Source organism: Caulobacter sp. SRI_014 (assembly GCF_057586315.1).
Genome location: NZ_JBYCZQ010000001.1, coordinates 171,202 through 193,929 on the forward strand (window position 1 = coordinate 171,202; position 22,728 = coordinate 193,929).

Annotated in this window: 22 protein-coding genes; 7 read left to right on the forward strand and 15 right to left on the reverse strand. The window is 65.9% G+C overall.

All coding sequences use genetic code 11. The features are described 5' to 3' along the window. Window positions 1-49: 49 nt before the first annotated feature. Window positions 50-1,087, reverse strand: a complete 1,038-nt coding sequence (locus AC2YG9_RS00955) for a bifunctional nicotinamide-nucleotide adenylyltransferase/Nudix hydroxylase (RefSeq protein ID WP_487296049.1) — start codon at window positions 1,085-1,087, stop codon at window positions 50-52. 143 nt (window positions 1,088-1,230) lie between these two features. Here AC2YG9_RS00955 and AC2YG9_RS00960 point away from each other — a divergent pair, with 143 nt between their 5' ends. After that, window positions 1,231-2,370, forward strand: coding sequence for a hypothetical protein (locus tag AC2YG9_RS00960; protein WP_487296050.1), 1,140 nt, complete (start codon window positions 1,231-1,233; stop codon window positions 2,368-2,370). Here AC2YG9_RS00960 and AC2YG9_RS00965 read toward each other — a convergent pair. The 3 genes from AC2YG9_RS00965 to AC2YG9_RS00975 are packed head-to-tail and all read right to left on the reverse strand — an operon-like array spanning window position 2,330 to window position 4,128. Beyond that, window positions 2,330-3,190: a sigma-70 family RNA polymerase sigma factor gene (locus AC2YG9_RS00965; RefSeq protein ID WP_487296051.1), complete on the reverse strand. Its 861-nt coding sequence runs from the start codon at window positions 3,188-3,190 to the stop codon at window positions 2,330-2,332. The two genes, AC2YG9_RS00960 and AC2YG9_RS00965, sit on opposite strands and share 41 nt — an antisense overlap. Then, on the reverse strand, window positions 3,187-3,741 hold the full coding sequence (locus AC2YG9_RS00970; RefSeq protein WP_487296052.1) for a carboxymuconolactone decarboxylase family protein: 555 nt from the start codon (window positions 3,739-3,741) through the stop codon (window positions 3,187-3,189). The genes AC2YG9_RS00965 and AC2YG9_RS00970 overlap by 4 nt, the downstream gene beginning before the upstream one ends. 3 nt (window positions 3,742-3,744) lie before the next feature. Continuing rightward, on the reverse strand, window positions 3,745-4,128 hold the full coding sequence (locus AC2YG9_RS00975) for a hypothetical protein (protein ID WP_487296053.1): 384 nt from the start codon (window positions 4,126-4,128) through the stop codon (window positions 3,745-3,747). 434 nt (window positions 4,129-4,562) lie between these two features. Here AC2YG9_RS00975 and AC2YG9_RS00980 point away from each other — a divergent pair, with 434 nt between their 5' ends. Further along, window positions 4,563-5,792: an amino acid permease gene (locus tag AC2YG9_RS00980; protein WP_487296054.1), complete on the forward strand. Its 1,230-nt coding sequence runs from the start codon at window positions 4,563-4,565 to the stop codon at window positions 5,790-5,792. Between the two features lie 28 nt (window positions 5,793-5,820). Here the strand turns inward: AC2YG9_RS00980 and AC2YG9_RS00985 are convergent, their stop codons facing one another. Both AC2YG9_RS00985 and AC2YG9_RS00990 read right to left on the reverse strand, forming a co-directional pair. Further along, window positions 5,821-7,560: an N-acyl-D-amino-acid deacylase family protein gene (locus AC2YG9_RS00985; RefSeq protein WP_487296055.1), complete on the reverse strand. Its 1,740-nt coding sequence runs from the start codon at window positions 7,558-7,560 to the stop codon at window positions 5,821-5,823. A 35-nt stretch (window positions 7,561-7,595) separates the two neighbouring features. Beyond that, on the reverse strand, window positions 7,596-8,294 hold the full coding sequence (locus tag AC2YG9_RS00990; protein ID WP_487296056.1) for an HAD family hydrolase: 699 nt from the start codon (window positions 8,292-8,294) through the stop codon (window positions 7,596-7,598). A 130-nt stretch (window positions 8,295-8,424) separates the two neighbouring features. Here AC2YG9_RS00990 and AC2YG9_RS00995 point away from each other — a divergent pair, with 130 nt between their 5' ends. From AC2YG9_RS00995 to AC2YG9_RS01015, 5 genes are all read left to right on the forward strand, one after another. Then, window positions 8,425-8,580 carry a hypothetical protein gene (locus AC2YG9_RS00995; RefSeq protein ID WP_487296057.1) on the forward strand — a complete coding sequence of 52 codons (156 nt, stop codon included), beginning with the start codon at window positions 8,425-8,427 and terminating at the stop codon, window positions 8,578-8,580. A 188-nt stretch (window positions 8,581-8,768) separates the two neighbouring features. Next, window positions 8,769-9,068 (forward strand): hypothetical protein, encoded by a 300-nt coding sequence (locus AC2YG9_RS01000; protein WP_487296058.1) that lies wholly within the window; start codon window positions 8,769-8,771, stop codon window positions 9,066-9,068. Between the two features lie 57 nt (window positions 9,069-9,125). Beyond that, window positions 9,126-9,347, forward strand: coding sequence for a hypothetical protein (locus tag AC2YG9_RS01005; RefSeq protein WP_487296059.1), 222 nt, complete (start codon window positions 9,126-9,128; stop codon window positions 9,345-9,347). A 366-nt stretch (window positions 9,348-9,713) separates the two neighbouring features. After that, window positions 9,714-9,956, forward strand: coding sequence for a hypothetical protein (locus tag AC2YG9_RS01010; RefSeq protein ID WP_487296060.1), 243 nt, complete (start codon window positions 9,714-9,716; stop codon window positions 9,954-9,956). 525 nt (window positions 9,957-10,481) lie between these two features. Next, on the forward strand, window positions 10,482-10,748 hold the full coding sequence (locus tag AC2YG9_RS01015) for a hypothetical protein (RefSeq protein WP_487296061.1): 267 nt from the start codon (window positions 10,482-10,484) through the stop codon (window positions 10,746-10,748). On the opposite strand, the gene AC2YG9_RS01020 is transcribed toward AC2YG9_RS01015, so the two are convergent. The 9 genes from AC2YG9_RS01020 to AC2YG9_RS01060 form a co-directional block, all read right to left on the reverse strand. Further along, window positions 10,745-11,008, reverse strand: coding sequence for a hypothetical protein (locus AC2YG9_RS01020; protein WP_487296062.1), 264 nt, complete (start codon window positions 11,006-11,008; stop codon window positions 10,745-10,747). The two genes, AC2YG9_RS01015 and AC2YG9_RS01020, sit on opposite strands and share 4 nt — an antisense overlap. Before the next feature lie 237 nt (window positions 11,009-11,245). Then, window positions 11,246-11,656 (reverse strand): hypothetical protein, encoded by a 411-nt coding sequence (locus tag AC2YG9_RS01025; RefSeq protein WP_487296063.1) that lies wholly within the window; start codon window positions 11,654-11,656, stop codon window positions 11,246-11,248. Beyond that, the gene (locus AC2YG9_RS01030; RefSeq protein ID WP_487296064.1) at window positions 11,656-12,036 is read right to left on the reverse strand and encodes a tlde1 domain-containing protein; all 381 of its coding nucleotides are present in this window, start codon (window positions 12,034-12,036) and stop codon (window positions 11,656-11,658) included. The genes AC2YG9_RS01025 and AC2YG9_RS01030 overlap by 1 nt, the downstream gene beginning before the upstream one ends. Next, window positions 12,033-12,290 carry a hypothetical protein gene (locus tag AC2YG9_RS01035; protein WP_487296065.1) on the reverse strand — a complete coding sequence of 86 codons (258 nt, stop codon included), beginning with the start codon at window positions 12,288-12,290 and terminating at the stop codon, window positions 12,033-12,035. The genes AC2YG9_RS01030 and AC2YG9_RS01035 overlap by 4 nt, the downstream gene beginning before the upstream one ends. A 139-nt stretch (window positions 12,291-12,429) precedes the next feature. Next, window positions 12,430-12,744: a hypothetical protein gene (locus AC2YG9_RS01040; protein WP_487296066.1), complete on the reverse strand. Its 315-nt coding sequence runs from the start codon at window positions 12,742-12,744 to the stop codon at window positions 12,430-12,432. Then, a complete protein-coding gene (locus AC2YG9_RS01045; protein WP_487296067.1) occupies window positions 12,741-16,250 on the reverse strand; it encodes a hypothetical protein in 3,510 nt (1,169 codons plus the stop codon). The genes AC2YG9_RS01040 and AC2YG9_RS01045 overlap by 4 nt, the downstream gene beginning before the upstream one ends. A 224-nt stretch (window positions 16,251-16,474) precedes the next feature. Beyond that, window positions 16,475-16,804, reverse strand: a complete 330-nt coding sequence (locus AC2YG9_RS01050) for a hypothetical protein (RefSeq protein WP_487296068.1) — start codon at window positions 16,802-16,804, stop codon at window positions 16,475-16,477. A 214-nt stretch (window positions 16,805-17,018) separates the two neighbouring features. After that, window positions 17,019-20,048, reverse strand: a complete 3,030-nt coding sequence (locus tag AC2YG9_RS01055; protein ID WP_487296069.1) for a hypothetical protein — start codon at window positions 20,046-20,048, stop codon at window positions 17,019-17,021. After that, window positions 20,048-22,726, reverse strand: coding sequence for a phage tail tip lysozyme (locus AC2YG9_RS01060; RefSeq protein WP_487296903.1), 2,679 nt, complete (start codon window positions 22,724-22,726; stop codon window positions 20,048-20,050). Before AC2YG9_RS01060 ends, AC2YG9_RS01055 begins: the two co-directional genes overlap by 1 nt. Between the last annotated feature and the right edge of the window lie 2 nt (window positions 22,727-22,728).

A 22,728-nucleotide genomic window follows, 5' to 3' on the forward strand; every position in this document is an offset into this window, starting at 1 on the left:
TTCGCGTCGGGTGTAAGCCTTCAGGGTCTGTCCCTTCGGCTAGTGAACCTCAGCTGGCGCCGAGGAAGCGTTCGAGGATGAAGTAGTGGTCCTCGAAGAGGTGGCCGCGCATCCCCATGACCTCGGCGACGGGCAGCCACCTGGCCCGGGCCGCGTCGTCCGAACCGCGCACGGCGGGCAACGGCCCGGTGGGGAAGTCGAAATGGAAGGCGTGGGTAATGGTGCGGCCGCGCATCGAACGGTCGGGATAGTCGAACACCGCCTGGCCCTTGAGGCCGCCGCGCAGCACCGGCTCGGGCAGTTTCAGCCGCGTCTCCTCACGCAGCTCGCGGATGGCGGCGGCCAGCAGGGTCTCGTCCTGGTTCACAAAACCGCCCGGCAGCGCCCACAGCCCCTTGCCCGGCTGCGAGCGGCGCTTGATCAGCAGCACATGGCCCGAATGCACCACCACCGCATCGGCGGTGACGAAGGTCGGCGGATAGGGCGCCGCCGCCCAGATCTTCTTGTAGTCGATGACATGGCGCCACTCGTCGGCGATCTGGCCGAAGGCGCTGGTCCGGCGGAAGGCCTGCAGGGTCTCGAACACCGCCGGCGGCACATTGGCCTCCAGAAGCCGTTGGCCCCCGGCGTCGTCGGCGAACACATGTTGGCGAAGCTCGGTCGCCGACAGCATGGCCACCTGGTCGACATCGACCAGATCCCACTGCGGAAAGGCGTGCAGGTAGTAGCTCGAGGCGTCCTTCTCATGCCCGATCAGCCCGACCGAAGCGGCGCCCTCATGCCCCGTCTCGGCGATCGCGGCGGCGACCTGGGCCTGCACCTCACCGACCCAGGCGGTCTCGTTGTACAGGTGGTCGATCAGCGGCCGGATGGTCAGCCGGGCGGCGTCTTCTCCCATGGCGGCGCGGATCATCACGGCCCGCTCCTGATAGGTCCAGGGATTGCGCGCGCTGCGTGGCGCGTCGGCCGAGCCGATCAGCACAATGGCCCGCCTGCCAAGCTCCAGCGCCCGGCGCAGGACCGCATAGTGACCAAGATGGAAGGGTTCGAACCGCCCGATGTAGGCGATGAAATCGTGGCGCGGCATGAGGCTCCCTCAGCGCTGATGTGAGCGTCCGGTCTCCCCGGACGCACGGAGGCTAGATCCTCCACGGTGAACGAACAATGGATGGCGGCGCAAAAAATCCCGCGTTGGCGGCTTGGGAAGGATTGATTGCTAGTCTGGCGGCCATGACCGCCCCGGACGTTCTCGCAAGCCAGGCTGGCGAGCGCCACAAGGCCCTCGCCAGCCTGGCGTTGGGCTCGCTGGCGATGATCGTCACCGGCCTGCAGCCGCTGTTGCTCAGCGAACTAGCCGACGCCGGCCGGCTGTCCAGGGACCTCGTCCATCCCGCCGCCATTGCCGACCTCCTGGCCATGGCGCTGGGTGTCGCCGTCTGCGCCCTCTTCCTCAAGCCCCGGCGCCTGAATCTGTGGGCCGCCGGCGCCGCGGCGGCCTGCGTCGCCGCCGCCCTGACCGCCCTCATCGCCCGGGACAGCCAGTTCCTGCTCCTGCGCGCCTTCGGGGGGCTCAGCGGCGGGGTGCTGATCTGGATCACCGTCGGCATGATCGCCCGCCAGCCCCGGCCAGAGCCCTGGGCGGCCGCCTTCTTTCTCATCCAGTCGGCGGGCCAGGTGTTCGCCGCCGCCTTCGCCTCGGCGCTCGGACCAGCCGGCGGACTGGCCTTCACCGCCGGCCTGTCAGGCCTCTGCCTTCTGGTCGCGCCCCTTCTCAGCCCAACCATGGACGACCTCGCCCAGGCCGGCCGCCGCATGCCGGACCGGCGGGGCCTGTTCGGCCTCGCCGCCCTCTTCCTCTACTTTGCGGCCAATTCGGCGCTGTGGTTCAAGATGCGTGAACTGGCCGCCGCCCAGGGCCTGGAGGCGATCAGCGGCCTCGTCGTCCTGACCACGCTCGGCGCCCAGATGCTCGGCGCCATGGCGGCCGTGTCCCTGGCCGGGCGAATGAAGCTCACCACCCTGTTCGGCCTTGTCGTCCTCTTCCTGATCCTCGGCTGCGGGGCGCTGGCCCTCCGTCCGCCGGCAGCCCTGTTCGTCGCCGCCTTCGGCCTGCTGGCCTTCGCCGCCCTGCTGCTGGGGGCCAGCCTGTTCGGAGTGCTGCACGGCGCCGATCCCAGCCGCCGGGCCGGCGCGGTCAGCCCGGTGGCGCAGTTCCTGGCAGCGGCGCTTGGGCCCCTGGCGGCGGTCGCCGTGGTCAACCTCACCGGGCTGTCAGGGGTTCTGATCCTCAGCCCGGCCCTGGCTCTGGCCGCCCTGGTCTGCGCCCATCTCAGCCTTCGAGATGGCCCAGCTTCTCCGGATTGCGCATGACATAGATGGCGGCGATCCGCCCCTCGTCATTCGGTTCGAAGGCCATGGTGGTCACGCCGTCGGCGCCCATCAGCACCACCCCCGGCAGGCCGTTGATCCGCGCCGGCCGCATATCCTTCAGGTCGGTCATCCACGGCCCGCGCCAGGCCAGACCGCGCAGCAGGGCGATGACATCCTCCCGCCCGACCAGGGGCCGCAGCGCCGCCTTGCGCTTGCCGCCGCCGTCGCTGATCAGCACCGCATCCTTGGCCAGCAGCCGTTCGAGCGCCTCGAAATCATGGCTGGCCGAGGCGGTCATGAAGGCCGCCGCCAGCTGCAACGCCTCATCCTTCGGCACCGCATAGCGCGGCCGGGCGTCCTTCAGATGTCCCCGCGCCCGCGACGCCAGCTGGCGGCAGGCGGCCTCGTCGCGGCCCAGCGCCTTGGCCACCTGGGCGTAGTCCTGGTCGAAGACGTCATGCAGCAGGAACACCGCCCGCTCGAGGGGCGAGAGCCGCTCCAGGGCCAGCAGGAAGGCGACCGAGACATCCTCGGCCCGCTCCAGCGGATCGACCGGCTCCTCCTCGATCAGCGGCTCCGGCAACCACGGGCCGACATAGGTCTCCCGCCGCGCCCGCGCCGACTTCAGCCGGTCCAGGCACAGCCGTGTCGTGGTCTGGGCCAGCCAGGCGGCAGGGTCGACCGCCGCCTCGCCCGCCCGGTCCCAGCGCAGCCAGGCGTCCTGGACCACATCCTCCGCCTCGCTGACCGAGCCCAGCATGCGGTAGGCCAGCCGCTTGAGGCGCGGACGCTGGGCTTCGAAGACGGCGACATCACTCATGCGGCCAAAGGCTCCGGCCGGTGGAAAGGCGCGGGCGTCCCGGAGACGGTGACCCGCGAACAGGTTTTCGCATGTCCCAGGCCGAACTTCACGGTCGGATAGATGCGGCCCACGGTGATGGCCAGCGACAGGTCGACAACAGCGCTCGTGCCCCACAGCGCCGCGATCGTCTCCCGCGCCTCGTCGGCGGCGGGGCCGTCGTGGTCGAGCACGGCCCGGGCGAAGCGGTACCCCAGCGCCGCTGGCTCGCTCATGCCCGCGCAGTCGCCGGCCAGGATGGCCCGCAGCACGGCGGGTTTGACACCGCTCTTCTCGGCGATGTCGACGCCGATCTGGGTGCAGGGCCCGCAGTCCTCGCGCAGAGTGGCCAGGATGCCGGCGGCGGCCAGGGCGTCGCGCGGCGCGGCGTCGCCGTGGCCCAGGCTGGCCACGAAGCCGAACCGCATGAACCGCCAGGCCCCGGCGTCCAGCAGGTCGCGCATGTAGCTGGCGTCATAGCCCCACTGCTTCTCGAAGCGAGAAATGGAACGGGCGAGCAAGGCCTTGAGCATGGATCAGGCTCCTTTCGGACGGTTGAGGAAGGCGATGGTCCCGGCGATCAGCGGCGGCAGGTAGACCCCCGGAAAGTCGCGCAGGACGGTCTGCAGCGGGCCCGGCCCGCAGGCGCTGTCGACAACATGGATCGCGGCGTGCAGCGTGAGGAAGGCAGCCGCGAACACCAGCGCCGGCCAGCCCTGAACCGGCCGCCAGGCAAACCAGGCCAGCCCACCGGCCACAGTCAAATAAGCCATGCCGATGTCGCGGACGAAGTGCGGATTGAACAGCCCGGTCAGCGGCACGCCGGGCACGGCGTCGTACCAGGCCTGAGGCGCGGCCAGCATGAAGAGGCCATTGGCGGCCATGCCCAGGGCAAGAATTGCGGCGATCCAGCGGGTCATAAGTCGCTCCGTTTCGATGAAGACGAAGCGCCCGGAGCCGCTGTGACACCACGGGCGAGATTCAGGCTTCAAGCTGTCTCCCCGCGATGCGGAGTGGGAGAGTTTGGGTGGCCGAATCCACGATGAATATGTCTAGACATAATCCTGGAAGCCAAATCCCGGCCGTCCACGACGGTGCCCGGCGCTCGCCTCTTCAAGGTGGTTACAGGGTGGTCTCTGGCGGCATCCGGAGGGGTGAAAAGTGGCTTCCCGATAGGACGGAAGTCGCCCACCGATTGGTTCATAGCGTCTTGAAATAACAGGAGATTTTTCCCCACCAAACTGCTATGATCATCCTTTCAGGACGGTCTCGCCGCCACCGGCGCCCAACCCATCCCGCCCCTCCCCAGTCTGGTGACATTGACCGCCGTTACCCGGCGTGCGGAACTTCCTCCATGAGCTCAGCTGAACCCCGCCGCATCGGCCCCCTGCTCGCGATCTTCCTGGTGGCCGGCAACATGATCGGGGCGGGGATCTACATCCTGCCCGCCTCCATCGCCCCGTTTGGAACCTCCAGCCTGATCGGCTGGCTGGTCTCGGCGATCGGCGGCGTCGGTCTTGCGGCGGTGTTCGCCATCCTGGGGCGGTTACGACCGGAGGCCGACGGCATTCACGCCTATGCCCGCACCGCCCTCAATCCCTTCCTCGGCTTCATCGCCTGGATCTCCTATTGGGTGGGCAATCCGCTCAGCAACGTCGCCATCGGGCTGACGGCGGTGGGCTATCTGACCTCCCTGATTCCCGGCCTCGGCGGTCCGCTGCCGACGCTTCTGGCGTTGGTCACCGTGATCTGGATCTTCACCCTCCTGAATCTCGCCGGCCCCCGGACGGTGACACGGCTCGGCGGGGTGGCGCTGGTGCTCGGCCTGCTGCCGATCCTGGCGGCCATCGGGCTTGGGCTCTTCGCCTTCAATCCCGCCCTGTTCGCGGCCAGCTGGAACCCGGGCGGCGAGCCGGTGGCGCAGAAGATCCCCGGCATGGTCCTGCTGATCTTCTGGGCCTTCCTCGGCATGGAGTGTGCAAACGCCATCGCCGCCAAGGTGCAGAACCCGGCCCGTGACATCCCCATCGCCGCCATGGGCGGCATCGCCATCGCCACCCTCGTCTATGTCGCCGCCTGCGTGGCCGTGCAGGGCGTCATTCCGCCCGCCGAGCTAGCCAAATCCACGGCCCCCTTTGCCGATGTCGTCTCCCGGCTGGCCGGACCTTTGGCAGGGGTTCTGGTGGCGGTGTTCGCCGTGGTGAAGACCAGCGGCACCCTGGCCGGCTGGATCCTGGTCACCGCCGAAACGGCGAGAGCCGGCGCGGCGGTGGGCTATTTCCCCAAGCTGTTGACCGAGACCGACCCGGCCGCCATTCCCAGACGCGGCCTGATCGTCACCGGTGTGATCATGTCGGTGATCGCCCTGCTGACCGCCTCCCCGACCCTGGCCAAGCAGCTCAACATCCTGATCGGCGCGACCGTGGCGACGACCATGCTGGCCTACGTGCTCTGCTGCGCCGCCCTGGTCCGCGACGCCCGGCTCATCCAGGACGCCAAACGGCGCATCGGGACCCAGGTCCTGGCCGTCGGCACCCTGCTGTTCAGCGCCTGGGTCGTCTGGGCCTGGGCAATGAGTTTCTAGCGCCGACGCGGACCGGGGACCCTGAAGGCTACCAGCGCCAGTCCTTCGCCGACTTGCGGCACCCGCCCTCCGTCCAGCCGGTCCAGGCCCGGCCGCGCACGAACTGGCCGCCCAGCCGGCCGGTCGGCTCGCCCTTCTCCAGCGACAGCACGCCGTTGACGATCACCTCGCTGACCCCCGTCGCGTACTGGCGCGGGTTGTCATAGGTGGCGCGGTCGCCGACCGTGGCCGGGTCGAACACCACCACGTCGGCGCGGAAGGTCTTCGCCAGCCTCCCCCGGTCCTTGAGGCCCAGGTTGTGGGCCGGCATGGCGCTTAGCCGGCGGATGGCGTCGGGCAGGGTCAGGGCCTTCTCGTCGCGGACGTACTTGCCCAGCACCCGCGTGAAGTTGCCGTAGGCGCGGGGATGGGTCGACGACTTCAGGAACACTCCCTCCGGCGCCAGGGCGGCGGCGTCGGAGCCGAAGCTCATCCACGGCAGGGCCGTCTGGCGTTTGACGTTCTCCTCGCTCATCAGGAAGTAGACCACCTGCACCCGGCTGCCGTCGGCGATGACCAGGTCGATCATGGCGTCCTCGGGCGAGACACCCTTCTCCTTCGCGTAGTCCGCCAGGGTCCGCCCCGTGAGGGGCTTCAGCGCCTCGGTGCGGAACCCGACCATGATCGTTCCCTCCGCCCCGGCGTGCCGATAGAGGTTCTCGTAGGAGCCGTTGGGATCGCGGATCTCGGCGATCACCTTCGCCCGGGTGGCGGGGTCCTTCAGCCGGGCGACCCAGGCCTCGCGCCCGCCGGCCTGGACCCAGGGTGGCATGGCGGCGTCGAAGCCGGTCGAGCCGGCGGTGTAGGTGTACATGTTGGCGCTGATCCGCAGGCCCGACGCCCGCGCCGCCTCGATCCGGGCGATGGCCGGATCCAGCTTGTTCCAGTTGGTCTTGCCGGCCGCCTTCAGGTGCCAGATCTCGCCCGGCGCTCCCGAACGGCGCGAGATCTCGATCAGCTCGTCGATGCCGTCGAGCAGCCGGTCGCTCTCGTAGCGCATGTGGCTGACGTAGATGCCGCCGCAGCGGCCGGCCTCGCTTGCCAGGGCGACCAGCTCGTCGGTCTCGGCATAGCTGCCCGGGGCGTAGATGAGGGAGGACCCGACGCCGAGCGCCCCTTCCTCCATGGCCTGGACAACCAGGCCCCGCATGGCGATCAACTGCTGGGGCGTGGGATCAACGTCGCCCTCGCCCAGCACATAGGTCCGCGCCGTCTCGGCCCCGATCATCGAGGCGACGTTGGGCCCGACCCCCTTTTTTTCCATCGCCTCCAGATAGCCGCCGAGCGTCGTCCAGGTGATCGGGTACTTCACGTCGCCCTGCCGCGCCGTCTCCTGCGCGATCATCTCCGCGTTCCAGGGCCCCATCGACGAGCCCTCGCCCATGACCTCCAGCGTCACCCCCTGCTTGAGGTCCGACAGGCCCCGGCCATCGGCGATCAGGCTCTCGTTGGCCCAGCTGAGCATGTTGATAAAGCCGGGCGCTACGGCCTTGCCCGTGGCGTCGATTTCCTTGGCCCCGCGCCCGGCGAACTTGCCGACATTGACGATGTAGCCGCGCAGGATGGCGACATCGCCCTTGTAGGGCTTGCCGCCGGAGCCGTCGTAGATGGTCCCCCCGCGCACCACGATGTCATAGGCCGTGCTGGTCGCCGGCGGGGGCGGCAGGTCCGACGAAATCCCCGAACAGGACAGCAGCAGCAGGGCGGCAAAGGGGACCAGGCGTTTCACGGCGACCTCCAGGGAATGGCGGTCAGCTTACAGCCCTAGCCGATCTCCGCCAGCCAGGCCGGCAGCTCGGCCAGGCTGGCCAGTTCGCGATAGCGCGGATGCGCCTTCGGCGCCGTCGCCGCCTCATGGGCCCAGACCAGCGGATAGGGAATCAGCGCCGCCCAGGCGCCCGCCTCCAGCGCCGGAATGATGTCGGACTTCACCGAATTGCCGGCCATCACCGCCTGTTCCGCGCCGGTGCCGTGGCGTGCGAACACCCGCTCATAGGTGCCGCGATCCTTCTCGCTGACGATCTCGACGGCGGCGAACAGGTCGCCGAGACCCGACGCCGCCAGCTTCTGTTCCTGGTGCAACAGGTCGCCCTTGGTGATCAGCACCAGCCGGTATTTCTCCGACAGCTGGGCCAGGGCGGTCTCGACGCCCGGCAGCGGCTCGACCGGCTCGGTCAGCATCTCGCGCCCGGCAGCGAGGATCTCGCGGATGACTCGGGTCGGCACGTCGCCGTCGGTGATCTCGATGGCCGTCTCGATCATCGACAGGGTGAAGCCCTTCACCCCGTAGCCATAGAGCCGCAGGTTCCGCTGCTCGGCCTCGGCCAGCCGGGTCTGCAGCGTCGCCTCGTCGGCGTGCGGCTCGAGCAGGGCCACGAACCGCGCGTGGGTCAGGCGGAACAGGGTTTCGTTGTGCCAGAGTGTATCGTCAGCGTCTAGGCCAACGGTAGTTATTCTATTCATTGAACTTTCGGCCTGTTGACAGTTGCTCGATTTGCGCCACTTGCGCCGACTTGCGCTTGCGTCGGCTGACCAGAGGTGTAGTCTACACCCCATCGCAGAGCCATAGGGGCTCGCTCTTGGAGATAGCGATATGACCCGACCTCAAGAAATCCGTTACGAGCTGCGCGAGATCAACCGCGACCTCGAAGAGTGCGACAGTCTCACCCGCGAAGCCTGGCTCAACCAGCAGGCCGGCGCCCTTGAGGAAGAGTTCAAGGCGCTGACGGGAAAGTACCCTTACGAATGACCCCTGACGACCTCCGCCGTATCCAGAAAGCCGCCGGCCTGTCAGACGCGGAACTGGCCGACAAGCTCTGGTGCTCTGTCCAGCATGTCAGACGCATGAAAATGGACCCTAGCCGATCGGGCCACCGGCCGATCCTTCCGGAGTTCGAGCTTCGCCTCTCCCGCCTAACCCCGAAGGGAACCTGAGAAATGGAAGGTCATAGTGCAGCCCGGGACCTCGCACCCAACGCCGATGCGGCGACGGCGAAAGAGCCGCTGCCCCAAGGGTGGAAGACTGGCGATCTGGTGCGCCTGAAGGCCGAGGAAGCCGATGGTTGGCGCCAGCCGTTCAAGGGGTTCGCGCTCAAAGGAAGGCTCGCCACGCTTCACGTTGGCAGCGGTCCCGCGCAGCATCCCTTTGTCCTGCAATTCCATGTTCGTCCCGGCGCTCAGCGCCAGAGCCTGTCAGCCAGCAACGACCGCTACTTCGAACGAGCGCCTCCCCAGTGACGGCGCCTCTTGAGGGCGTCCGCTAGCAGACCGATAATTCAAGCCCGGGAGGCCATAATGACTGAAACGCTAAGGGAGAGGATGAGGGAGCGGTTGATTGCGGTTCTGAGCAGCCACATCGCCGTGATTGCCGACCATGAGACGGGTTCGTTCGAGATCGAAGCGCACGCCGCTGAACTGGCCGACGCCATCCTCCGAGAGTTCCGCCTTCAGCCTGTAGCTCAGGGAGTGGTCGGTGAAGATGGGGAGGTCACCCTGTCTCCTGTTCCTCGTCTTTGAGAAGGAAGAGGCTTGGCGGGGATCGGGGAAGCGGCGAGCGCCAGCCGAGAAACCCCAGCCCAAACGCTCGCCGTGAAGTCTGCCTGCATGGCCGCATCGAACGACCACCAACCGTAGACCGCCTGAGGCGCGCTTTCCTCATGTGTCGGTCGGGCCAGACCCAGCCAAGGGAGAGGCACATCAATGTTGCGGCCCCCAGACCTAAACCGGCGAACCGGGCGGGGAAGGCGCGTTGATCAGGCGCTCGGCGATTACTTTGGCCTTTGCCGCAACACCCCCACAATAGCACAAACCGACGCTCTGTGAAGCGGGGAGACGGTTGTTTTTCTTGGGGAAATGTGGGATATTCAGTCTTGGAGATAACCCATGTGCATCATCTGCAACGTGCCCGAAACGGCCAAGGCCGACGCCTTTTTGAGCAGCTTTGAGAAGGCGCGCGTTGCCATGGCCAACGCCGAAGCCCGGATGCTGGATTGTGCCCTCGCCGCGCCCGACCCTGAGGTGAAGAAGCGCTACAAGGCCATCCACAAGGAGATGGTTCGACAGCGCCGTGCGTGGAACAAGCTGGAGCAGGCCCGAGAACACGCGCCCACAGCACCCCTCGCCTAGCCCCTTCCTTCCATTAGCTTCCATTACCGTCCATTAGTTCGGACCATGGAGACGATCAGCGACCTCAAACGGCTAGGCTACAGCCTGTTTCTCAACTGCGGCAACTGCTGTCGGTATGAGGAAATACTGGATCCATCCGAAGCCTTTGATCGATACGGACCCTTCGTAAAGCTGGCGAACGTTAGGAACGTAACGACCTGTCCTAAGTGCGGAACCAGGGGGACGCAGATCAAGGTAGACTGGGGAATGCCGGGGTAAGTGGAGCGGCCCATTATGGCGGGGCGCCGCTCCGACCAGCTGCCACTGGTTGAATGCCGCCCCCGCCGCCGTTCAAGCGCGCCGACGCAAGCGTTGGAACTCGCAGCGGCAGGGGCCAAGTCCCAGAAGGGAACATCCACACAGTAGCACAAACCGGCGCTCGAACAAACTGCGAACCGATGTGGACAAACCCGCCGCGGGCCTTGGGCGGAAGCGTTAAATATGAGATAACGACGGTCGGAGGGTCGGACTAGCCCAAGGATAGATATGCGCATTCCCGAGATCCGCGACCGGCTGCATCAGCTTGCGAAAGAGCTTAACTGCGAAGAGCTGGCGCGCCTGGCCGAGGCCACCAAGCGGCGAGCGCCCCTACGTCGTGCCGCCCCGCGCTACCCGCGTTTGACTGAGGAGGAGCAAGCCCAGGTGCGGAAGACCTTCGAAGCAAACCCCGCGCTCGGCCTCAACGACATGGCCCATATGTTCGGGACCAACATCGGACGCATCAGCACCGCTATCCGGGGTTTCCGCGTCTAGGGCGCCTTCACGGGCGCCGCGCTGACCGACACCGACGCAACAGCAGCCGGCGGGCGGAACTTCTCATCGTACAGTTCCTTCGCCAGCCAGGCCGTCAGGGCCAGTAGAATGCCCAGCCCAACTCGAGCCGCGCCCCTGATTGTTCCCCGCAAATCCCCAATCGCAGCGTGTATGCCCTCATAGCGTTCGGCGCAAAGGGCCTCATGCTCATTGATCTTGGCGTACGCGCCTGCCACGGACTGTCTTTCCTCTACGGCCATCGCCGGTCTCCATACTCAAACGGCCGGCGAACGGCCTTCGTTCAACCCCAGACCTTCCACCAGGGCCGGGGCTTCAGCTTCTCAACAGCGGCCCTCTCTTCGGCCTCACATCGATCGATGATCCAGAGGGCGGTGGACTTGCGGTCATTCGCAGCCTCCAGCCGACCGGTTTGCGCATCCCCGAAAGCAACCCACTCCCCGATGGAGTTGTCAGCCGGAAGGGGCGCGGCTTGAACATCAGCGCGGAGCTGCGGCGGGATGCGGCCCGCGCAGTCCAGCGCAACGGGCACTGTCACGGTAGACGGCACGCTTGCACATGCCGGCAAGACCAGCATCGCCGGCAGCGCCAGCGTCATCACGAGCATTCGGAGCCTTGAGGATCGCATCGCGGTTCTCCTGAGTTTCTGAGGTTCGGACGGCGTCTCGCTCGCCAAGGCCCGCCACGGCCTCTGTGGACGCCGCTGAGGCCCGTTCGCCCGCATCGGTGATGGTGACGGCGGCCTTGACCTTCGCGGCCTCCACGGCCCGCTTTTCGGCCTGCCAGCGAGCGACACCGTTCACAGCGGCAAAGACCAGCAGGAAGCAGCCAAGAATGGTGGCCAGCCCAAGCCAGTTCTTGCGGAGCCAGTCGCGGGCGAAGGCGAGCATCACGCGACCACCTCGAGGTCGCGGTCGCCGCTCAGCCAGATCTTCTCGCGGACGAACCGGGGCAGGATGATGCAGCCGTTGGAGGCGTCACCCGGGCGAGCGATGCTGTCGCCGTGGATACGGAAGGCCCCGCGTCCGGTGCCCGCGTGCGTGTCGTCCAGTCGCCCATCGTCAGCGTAGAGGGTCAGGGCATAGGGCCCGACGCTCTTGCTGTCGTACTTGCCGACGATCTTCCACTTGCCGGCGGGGAGCGGGCCAACGCCGCGCTCACCCTGAAGGGCCGGGTTGTTCTTCCCCCTGCCCTTGCCGCTGTAGCCCTTGGAGACGAAATGACCATCGTGGGTCAGCTCGCCGCTCGATTGATCGTAACGCCAGGTCATGCGGGGTCTCCCTTTTCAGGCGGGGGTTCGGGCTCGGTGGCGTTGGTCCCGCGAATGAGCGCCCAGATGCCGGCGCCCAATCCGCCGTAGAGGCCACCAGCCGCCATCAGGTCTACCGACTGTCCCCGGAACATCGCGACGAACGGCAGGCTCAGCCCAGCCGCCAGCATAGGCAGGCTGTAGACCCGGCCAATCGCCCAGGTGCGCCCGTCCAAGCCCGTGAAGAGGTCGGTGATGATCTTGGGCGGCGTCATCGCCACGCCCTCGGACGGAACGGCGGCCTTGGCCGGGGCCGCTCGAGGCAGACGAGCTTCGTGCCCACATAGTAGCAGTCGCCCTTCGGGGGCGGATACGGTGTGCTGTAGAGGACCAGGGCAAAGGTGAGGGCGATCATCAGCCGGCCTCCGCTTTGGACGGGTAGCCGACCACGCCGCTGCCGATGCCTCCGAAGCCGGGGGCCGATGGCACGGAACCGCCGGTCTCGCTGGGCAAGGACGCGAAAAGCCGCGCTTCGACATCGCTCAGCAGGAAGGTGTGCAGCACCTCAACCCGCCAGTCGAACAGCGTGCCGTTGTCGGGCACCTCCTCAATCGGCCAGAGGTAGGTTTCATGCGTGTCACCCGTGCGCCGGGTCATGTCGGTCGAGGCCAAGGCAGATCGCGTCTGCGCTTCAGCCTCGGTCTCATAGGTCAGATAAAGGCCGCTCATCCGATGCGAACTCCGAGCAGGGTGAAGGCGGTTGAAGCCAGGTCCGCCGCCGCGCCGCTGCTGTCCACGTTGGCGAGGGCGATGGTCAGGGTGCCGTTCGTCGCGCAGAAGGCGCGCTGCACCACCACAGACGGAAAACTCCCGCTGATCTGCATTTCGACAATGCAGCGATCCGTCGTCAGAAGGCCGGGAACGCTCACCGTGAAATTCTCCACGACGCCGGCAGCGATGGAGGTCGGGTTCAGCGTGCCGGTGAAGGTGAAGATTTGCGGGCTGGCGAAATTGACCGAACTCGAGACGTTGGTCGCGGCAAAGACCTCCGGCGGCCAGAAGTGGTCGGGCCGAACGATGGTGCGGTTGTCGGCGTAATAGGCCCGCATGAAGCCCTCGGTATCCCGAAGATCCGTCTCGAAGCTGTTGCCCCCGACGCTGGACGCTCCGATGATCGACCAGACGGTTTGCGTATCCCCAAACCCCTGCATCGCCTCGCGGCCGATGAGGATTTTGTTGCCTTCGAAATCGCAATCAACATCGGCGATGTCGCCGGCCTTGATGCTGTTGGTCGGAGCCCAGACAAGGCGCAGGTCATCGCCCACCGAAGTCAGGTCAATCGCCGTGCGGGTGTTTGCATTTGCACTGGACGACGCAAACTGCACCCACTCCGGTTCGTTCGGATCGGTGATCGCGTAGTAGGTCGTGCTCTCAGCCGTCAGGCCACCGGGTACAGCGCCGGTAACGTTCTCATTCGCGTAGCGCAGGCGGAAAGGCTCAGCCAAGCTCATGCTGTCCTGGGTGACCTTGAACGAGGGGATGCGGATGCGGTTGTTGGTCGTGTCCACGTCGTCAATGGCGTGGAACGACATGTCGCGCGGCGCGTGGATGAAGCGGTTGCCAGTGATCGAGAACTTGGACTTGTTGAACTTCCACCAGCTATGGGTGCCCGTTCCCGCAGAGGAGAAGGTGACGAAGGTTCCAGCCTCCGCGTCGGGGATGCTGGCGGCGATCTGGAAGACATTATCCGAGACGCGAGCGGCGTAGTAGGTGCGGTTGCGCACGACCTCCACCGGAAGCGTCCCGGTGCTCTTGAAGCGGACGGGGGTGTATTCGTATTTCCCTATCCCATGGTCGGCGTAGGTGACATCCTCCCCTGCGCTTTCGAAGGTGGCGCCGGACTTGGGCTGATAGCTGTCAATATCCACGAGGTAGCGGACAGATCGGAACTCGACGCCTTGCCAGACCGTGTACTCTCGGTTCGATTGCGAGGGGCCAAAATAGCCCGTGCCGGCGCGGTTCTCATAGACCCCGCCCGATATCGTGAAGCGCTCGCTCGTCACCTGGAAAGGCGCAAGGGAACCATCCGCAGGATGCACGCCGGTGCAGTCGATCAGGTCGATAGTGCCCACGTTTGGGTGGCTGTCGAAGTAGACAAACCAATGCGTGCCCGATCCGGCCGAGCTGATATCGATCGGTACGGGGGGAACAGCAACCGCGTCTTCGTAGGTGCGGCAGACGTAGAAGGTCGTCGCCGAAAGCTTGGCGAGGAAGTAATCGGTATAGGCCGCCAGGCCACCAGGAAGCGTGCCGTCAGACCAGATGCGGACCTTGCAGGGGATCTGGCCCAGATAGCAGCCGGGCAGGGTCAGGGCGGTCTTGGTGAAGACGTTTGTGGCCGCATTCACATCAGCCGCCGCGACGGACTGCTCCACGCGGTTCAGACCCCAGTCCCCCGGAGAGCCGACGAAGCCGCCGACGCAGCCTTCCATCCGGTGGCCGATGATCTTCACGCCATCGGCTTGATAGGGGCCCGCCCGCTGCGGTTCAAAGTCGAAGGCGAGGCGCGGCGGGAAGCCGCGATACTGCCACTTGATCGAGCCGTCCGTAACATCGCCGACCAGCCACTTGGGGGCGGCGCCCATGTATCGGCCGATGTCGAAGGTCAGGCCGCCGATCACGGTGAGGCCCGGGTAACGTTGCGCCAGGTCGCGCCCACCGACCCCGATGGGGCTCATGCCCTGACGCCGGCAGGGGCCGATGACGGGGTTGATGAAGGTGATGTTCTGCGATCGCCCGTCAGGGTCATAGACGCTGGCCGTCGATTGATCAGGCTCGGGATAGCCTTCGGTATTGACCAGCACGGCCCCGGTGATCGGGTTGACGTTGAGGTTTCGGTGACCAATGGCGACGCCGTCCTGCGCCATGTCGAAGGCGATCAGGTTCTCAAACGTCAGGTTTGCACCCGCCGAAATGTTGACCGCGTAGGACAGGCACTCCCCGGCGGCGGCGGTGTCGGTCGTCTGGAAGCGCCAGCCGCCGTCAACGCTGACGTTGATGAACCGACCATTGCGGCACTTCCACAGATTGAAGGGGAGCAGGGTATCCTTCAGGCGGTAGATCGTACCCGCGAGGTAGTCAGCCGCCTGAAGGTTGAAATCCCCGTTCAGGATGATCTTCGCGCCCGTGCAGTCGAAGGTGAACCCATCCCAGCAGACAGCCAGAGGGACCGTCTCAACGGTGTTGATGAACTTGCCCGAGCAGGTGCGGCCATCGTGCAGGGTAACGTTCTTGGTGGTGTAGCCGATGCTCACGCGGGTGACGTGATCGAGCCAGTAGTTGCGGCTCAACGCGGCGTCGAAGCTGTGCCAGTAGTTCAGGAGGTCGTAGAACTTGACGAAGGCCGCTGTGTCGTCGGTCGGGGTGCCCGTCACGTCGTTGGTCGTGAAGATGCGTCCGTCGAAGGCCTCGTAGGTGTTGGGCTCAAGCACCGCATCGCCGACAGCCCCGCAGAACTCGGGGCGCAGGATTTGATCGCCAGCAATGCGCCAGTCGCGGTCGCCGTCGTTGGAGGTCGTGTCACTGGCAAGGGTCACAGCATCGCCTGTCACGTCGATCAGCCAGAACGACGGGCAGTCGTGTTCTTCGGTGTAGCCGGTCGCCAGAATGCGGTTCGTGCCGGCGGGGATGCTCAGGGCGGAAATGTCGAGGAACGCCCCGACAGCAGTGCCCCCGGCCCCCGGGTCGCCCTTGTCGCCCTTCTCCCCCGCGATGTCCTCCAGCGGGGTCAGGACCAGCGCGCCGTCCTCGAGGGTCAGAACGCCATCGGAGCCGGGGTCAAGCTCAAGGCCCGCGTCACCCATCGGAACCCGGATGGTGCGACCGATGTCTCGCGCCTGATCCTGGGCAATCCGGGTCAGCCGGTCCAGCGCGCCCTCATGCGTCTCGGCGGGGAAGCTGTCGCTGGCGGTGTAGTCCGCGGGCTGCGTCCAGGGCGTTGCGCGGTAGATCAGGAGGGTTTCACCAACGGCCACCACAGCGGCCGTGGTCAGCGAACCGCCTGTCGCCTCGCCCGCTCCGGTGATGGTGTTGCCGGTCAGGGTCGTGGTCGTGCCGGAAACCGTCTTTTTGACCACCACATCCGCGTCTGACGTGAAGCTGAACGGGATGGTGTAAGGGCCGGTCAGGCCAGCGCCAGCGTACTCAACGAAGGTGATTTGCGCTGAAACCGTCATGCTCGCCGGGCTCTCTTGGAGATCGGCGGCTTGTCCCGGCGGGGTCCGCGTCGCGCGAAGCGACGGGGTATTATGCCATGATCAGGGCTTGAGAAGACCCATCGTCTTCAGGTACTCAACCGCAAGAAGCTCCTTCGCCTGCTCTCGAGAGAGAATGACCGGGGGGATGCGTTGAGCCTGTTCGGCTATCCAGCGATCAAGGGCGGCGAGAGCGTCCGCCGTCATTATCGGCGCTCCGCGCCGAGCAGGACACGGCAGTTCTCGACATCACAACCACGCATGTTCTTATCAGGGCTGATGGCGTACAGGAGCCCTAGCGGCCTCCCCTTTTCCAATGCCCACTCTGCCGCTTCTCGCAGGTTCTCGTAGCGCTTTTGCTCGCGCTCAACCGCGAACAACCTGACCCCGTCAGGTGCGGCCCCGTCGCAGCGCACGACCATGAGGCCTTCATGGATTAGAACGCCCTTCACCACGCATTCGTAGGCTCCGCGCTCTGCGGTCACCGGCATAAGGTCAGGTCCGGCAAGAAGCGAAATTACGAAGCTAACAATCATAGTCCAAGCTCCCCGACCCGCATTCGTCGTCATAGTTTGGGCGATGGGGCTGCGGGTCGATCACGCAGGACGCCACCACCAGCCCAATCGCAGCAATCACTACCACTAGCTTCAGGCGAACGTCATGGGCGCTTCTCAGATAGAAGACCATGAACAGACCACAAGCGGCCAGGACAATTGAGGAAAGCCAGCCCCCAAACAGATCGCGTCCCCCTTAGTCTTCGGCCCTCTCGGGCAGCCCGGCCGCATCGCCGGTCGCGTCCTCGACCCCATCGAAAAGCCATGCCATGAAAAACAGGTTCTGCAAAGGCAGCAGCCGGCGGGCCTTGTGGATGTCTGCCCGGCCCATAGGCTTCGTTTCGCCATTCTCATCGGGGACCAGAGCCGCCGAAGTGGCGCCGCCGACCGTCCATGCGTCGTTGACCAGACCGGCGGACGGGCCAAGCAAAGCTTCGAGGGGTGAGCGAGAGACATACCGACCAGCAGGATCAACACCAGCCGCCGGATTGATACCGAGCCTATTGCGGCTCAGCTTCTCCAGCATGTTGTTGCCCTCCATCAACCAGCCCAGCGTGCCCGAACGGTCTAGGCCTTCGATGATCCACTTTTGCGGCTCGTCGCTGGTCTTCTTTCCGGCCAGCGTCGTCTTGAGGTGGTAGGTAAGCATACCCAGGGCGACGCCCAATACGACGGATTGTGCAACTGCTCCGTCTCGCTCCTGAAGCCCCCGGATGAGTTGGCGGTTCATCGCGGCGAAACTGAATGACTTGAACTGGCCGATGGTCTTGCCAAGTTCGGTGCTCATCCACAGCGGCTTTTCTTGACCGGGGGAAACGACGTGGCTATCGACCTCCTTGACCAGAGCGGCGCGGAAAGCGGCTCCCGCTTCCTTGTCGGTCCAGTCGGCAGTGTTGGCGACCCAGACGCCCCCGCCCTTCTCGCCGTGCTTGCGGAACTCCTTGCCGATCCGCTGGGCCATCTCCCCATCAAGCCCGAGGAACCGCAGACGCTTGATCTCGGCGGGGCTCGCCCCGGCCTCGGTGATGGCCTTCAACATGCGCGCCTGGATCATGACGCCGCTGAACGATTTCATCGTGGCGTTCCAGAGGCTCATGCCCGAGACGACGCCAAACTTTTCCCCCGCGTACTGGAGGCCGCGCTCTAGTTTCGAGGTTCGCCCGAAGTCCTCGAACACGTCGGCCATCTGCTGTGCCCGGGTGTCCAGCACCATATCCAGCGCGGTCCCGGCCATGCGGACCTCTGAAGCCGCCATCTTGAAGGAGCGCAGGTTGGCCACCATCGGCATTAGACCGCGCGTCATGGTCTTCCCGAGGCCGCCGCCGGCCAGCACAACGCGCGCCAGATCGGGCACGGCAGAAACCGTCATGCCACCCAGCAGGCGCAGATAGTTGAGCGTGCGCATGGACCGCAGCACCCGCCAGCCCAACGCGTTCGGATCAGTTGGAACTGCGTATTGCCCCCGGATGCGGTCGCGCATCGCTTCGATGTCGGTCACGTCGCGCTTGAGCCTCGCGCTCAACGCCTTCTGCTCGGGGCCGTCTGGCGTGCGGCGGAACAGACGCTCATAAGAGGCCGTGATGGCGTCAACCTGATCCTTCATGTCGGCGCGACCGAACCGCCGGGCCAGTTCCACGTCAGCGCTCATGGTGCGGGTGTAGACCCGCAGGACGCGCTCAACGTCGTTCTCAAGCCACGGCTCCAGAACCTCGTCAGGGACTTGAAGCGTGCGTTCCTTCAATGGGCCCCGGAGATTGGCGACCAGATCGTATCCCGTACGGCCCGGCGACTGTCCCAGGATTTGCGAGACGACCTCTTCCGCCTCGGCGCGCAGCTCGGCGCGGGTCAGCTTGTCGTCGCCCCGCTGGCTCAGCTCAAACCAGTCGGTGAGGTGTTCGGTGAAAGCGTTGCGGCGCTCGAGGATCTTCGGGATATCGTAGACGCGGGTCAGGTAGGACGCGGCGCCCGTCGGCTCCACACCCTCGGGCAGAAGGCCAAGCCGGATCGCCGCATCCTTCAGCGGATCGACGATGGCCTTGCGATACTGCTTGGCAGCGGCGGCGGCTTCCGGGATGGCGGACTGGTCACCCCGGCGCATGGCCTTGGCGACCTCCTCCTTGAAGGCGGCATACGAAAGCTTCTGCTCACCAGCCAGGTCACCGACACCAGCCCGCAGCATGTCGCCAGTCTTCTTCGCCCTGCCGAAGCGATAGCGGGCGAACTGGTCGTCCATCTGCTGGATCGAGGCGGCGAGCGGGCCCTGCCAGCCCTTGATCAGGCTTTCTGCGGCGATGGGGGACGCCACGTCCTCGGCGTTGCCCTTCAGGTAGTAGGGCGTTTCGGCCAGTTCGGAAGCGAGGCGAGCGGTTTCCGGCGACGGGCTGTTGAGGGCCCGCAGCAGGGGGTTGTCGGAGACCGGGTTCGCGCCTTCGAACTTCTCCAACCCAAGAGCAGACGCGGGCCTGATCTGGGCATTGGAACCGGTGCGGACAGCGGCAGCCGACAGGCTCCCGGCGTCAACGACCTCACCCCGGGCGAAGGCTTCGTTGAACTCGCTTTCGAAGCGGTCCAGCAGCTTGGCGTCCTTCGCCCCCGCACGGGACAGAAGCGCCCCGCCCACGGCCCCGAACAGCCCGCCCAGGACGATGGCCGAGCCGACGTTCATGTACGCCTCTTCGGCGGTGCGGGTGGCCTGCGTCGCCTGTAGGACGCCCTCCTGCACAGCCGCGCCCACGCCGCTCAGCGCCGCCACCGTCCCCGCTGTCCGCAGCACCTTGTAAGAACCGTTCGCGCCCTTCACCAACGCACCGCCCGGGAGCAGGATGGTTGGATCAAGCAGCGTGGCCGCAGTCCCGGCCACAAAGCCGGTGAAGGGCGAGGCGGCCATAACGGCCCGGTCCTCGCGCTCCCGGTCGATCTGGCGCTTCTTGGCCTCCACGAAAGCCGCACTGTCGGCCCGGATGAACTCTTTCCAGTCGGCCTCGTACTGCGTCCCCGCGATGTCCTGCCACGGGTCATAGTCCTCGGTCGGCGCAATGCCCCATTGGCCGCTGTTGATCAGCGTCGATACGATCGGGTTCTCAGTGCGAAAGGCCGCGCCCCAGACGCTCGCCTGCTGCTTGGCCCATTCCCAGGGGTTATCGACCTCGTCCTCAACAACCGGTTCCGGCAAAGCGCCGACCGGACCGGAGAAGAGATTGCGTCGGTAGGGATCGACCAGGGGCATTATGCGCCGCCCGGCATGTAGAACTCGACATCGCCGTTAGGCTTGATGCGCGAGCGCTGCTCACGGAACGCCTTCTCGTCGCCCTTGCGCAGGTCTTCCGCCGGCTTCATGTCGGGCACGAACCACTTGTCCAGCTTCCGCAGAACAGGCTCGTCGCCCGAGCGATCCCACCAGAGGACCTGATACGGCGGCTTGCCTCCGGTGCGCCATTCCTCGGAGGTGACCCCGGGAACCGGGACGAAGAACACATCCTCCCGCGCGGTCTTCTTGCCGGTCTTGGCGGTGATGATCCCGGCGCCCTGCTCGTAGGCGTAGTTCCAGTTCCCCTTGACCGGCTGATAGGTGCGCTCCAGCCCGTACTTGACGACCGTGCGACCGTTCGGCCCCTGGCTGGGGGCGTACATCTGCTGGATCTTCTGCTTGGCGTAGGCGAAGGCCTGATCTTCGTTGCCGTACTTTTTGAAGCCGTCGAGGGCGAGTTCTCGGTAGGTGGCGACCACCTCGGCGCGCTGCTCAGGCCCACCAAGCGTAACGTTGCCCGGGAACAGCTTGCCCGGATAGAGCGCACCGATGATGTCGCCGCCCTGATCGGCCTTCTTCAGCTTCTTCTCGAAGGCGTCCAACTCAGCGGTCGGCGCCAGTTTCGAGCGGTACTCGGGATTGTTCTCCTTCGCCACGCGCTCGGCGGCCTGTTGGGCGCTGTAGCCAAGGCCTTCCGTATAGTGGCGGTAGGCGATGGCCGCGCGCTCGATATCCTCCCGGCCCTCGACGCTGGCGAAAGCGTTGGGGTTGCGGATCATCATCTGGGCCGCGATTGAAGCGGTAGCCGCCACGGATTGAGGGTCGGTCGAGATAATGCCGCCGCGCAGCGTGGCCGCCCCCGCTTTCGGGAGAATGCCGGTGCGCTCCCAGATAGAGAAGGCTGCGGCTGGGCCCGCCTTGGCCCCGAGGCTCTTGTAGTAGGCGTCAGCGCCCTTCTGAGACGCGTCATCGAAGGGGTTGAGCTGCTGACCCGTGTTCATGGCCAGGGCGAACGCCCCAGCGTCGTTCGTTGCCTTGTCCCTCTGGGCGACCGCCGTTTCCGCCTGATCGATATAGCGCCAGTCCTTGATCTGACCGCTTTTCTTGGCGGCGTCGATATCGGCCTGACCGGCCTCGCCGTCCTGAATTTTCCGCATCAGGCTATCGAAGGTGGCGCGCTCGGCCTCGGCCTCGTTCTTCTCGTCTTCGGCGTCATCCTGGGCCTGCTTGCGCTCGGCTCCGTCCTGCAACTTGATCCGGTCGTCGTAGTCGAGGCTCGCAAACGTCGGATCGATGTCCGCCTTGCCGTCTTCCTTCTCGGTCAGCACCTTGCCGGCAATGCGCTCGGCCTGCTTGACGCGGTTGGACCAGCCGTCAACATCCTCGGGCTTGCCTCCCGGCTTCCAGCCACGCGGCTTCTCATAGTCGTTCATGGCCGCCACAGCTTCCGCCGGGGTCTTGGCCGCCTTCAGCTTGCGGTACACATCCGGGTGGTCGCGCTTCATCTCCATCAGCGCGAACTCGTCCTGCACCCGGTTGTCGGTCCAGGGCTTGCCACGGGCGGCGGCGAATTTCCTCAGTTCAGCAGCGCGACTGGCGTTCCATTGCCCCTTGCCGATGCTGTCGGAGCCGTCCTTGCCGTCACCCGGATTGACCCCGCGCGAGCCCTTCGGCCCGCCCTCATGGCTGAAGGTCCCGAGAATGCCGGCAACCGCCGCACCGTTGAAGCCTTCCGAGCGCCAGAAGGCGGCGCTATCCGCCTCGTCGCCCTTGGCGCCCGACAGGTCATAGTCACCAGATTTGCTCTGAGGACCGCCGAGAGCGCGCAGGAGGGCCGCCGGGTCGCGCATCCCCAGCCCCCGGGCCGCCGCGAAGGTCAGCCGCTTGTCGTAAGCCTCCTTGCGCTCGGCCTTCACCGTGGCGGGGAGGCTCGACTTGTCGATCAGCGCGAAGACCTCGGCCTTCTTGGGCGCAAGCAGGCTCATGTCGCCTTCGACCGCCGACATGGACAGGTCCGCGACCTTGTCGATCTCCTGCGATTGGAAGCCGTCACGGGCCTTGTAGAACGTTCCCTCCGCGCCACTGAGAACCCGGCCCCGCATGTCGGCCAGGCGGACCTTCAGGGCGGGGCGATCCTCGGGGCGCTGGGCTTGGATAAAAGCCTCATCCTCCTCGTCGGCCTTGTCCATAAAGGCCTCAATGGCCGCCGGGTCAGTGCCGTCGATGGTGCGCGACCACTCCTGCGCCTGACTGCCGCGTTGGGCGGCGTAGGCTTGCAGGTTGGCCTCGGTCTGAAAGGAGCCGAGGGACTTGTCCTTTTCCTCTGCGGAAAGGCGGTAGCCCTGCACACCCTCGCGGAACTTGGCCCGTCCCAGCCTGCCAACGCGAAGGGCGATGCTGTCCTCAAGCTCCTTGGCCGAGACGACCGGCATACCGTTGGCGTCAAGCTTACGGTTGGCGAGTTCGTCCCGATACATGCGGACCGCCTCGTCCGCCTGACCCTGCCCGATCTGGTTGGCAGCGCCTACGACCTGCCCCGCCATTTGCAGGCCCGCCGCAGCCATGCGGAAATCCCGCCCGCCGGGCAGGTTGAGTTGCGGGGCTTGCGAGCCACCGAGCGGGATGTTGGTCGGCGGGCCGATGCGAGGGATTGTCACCA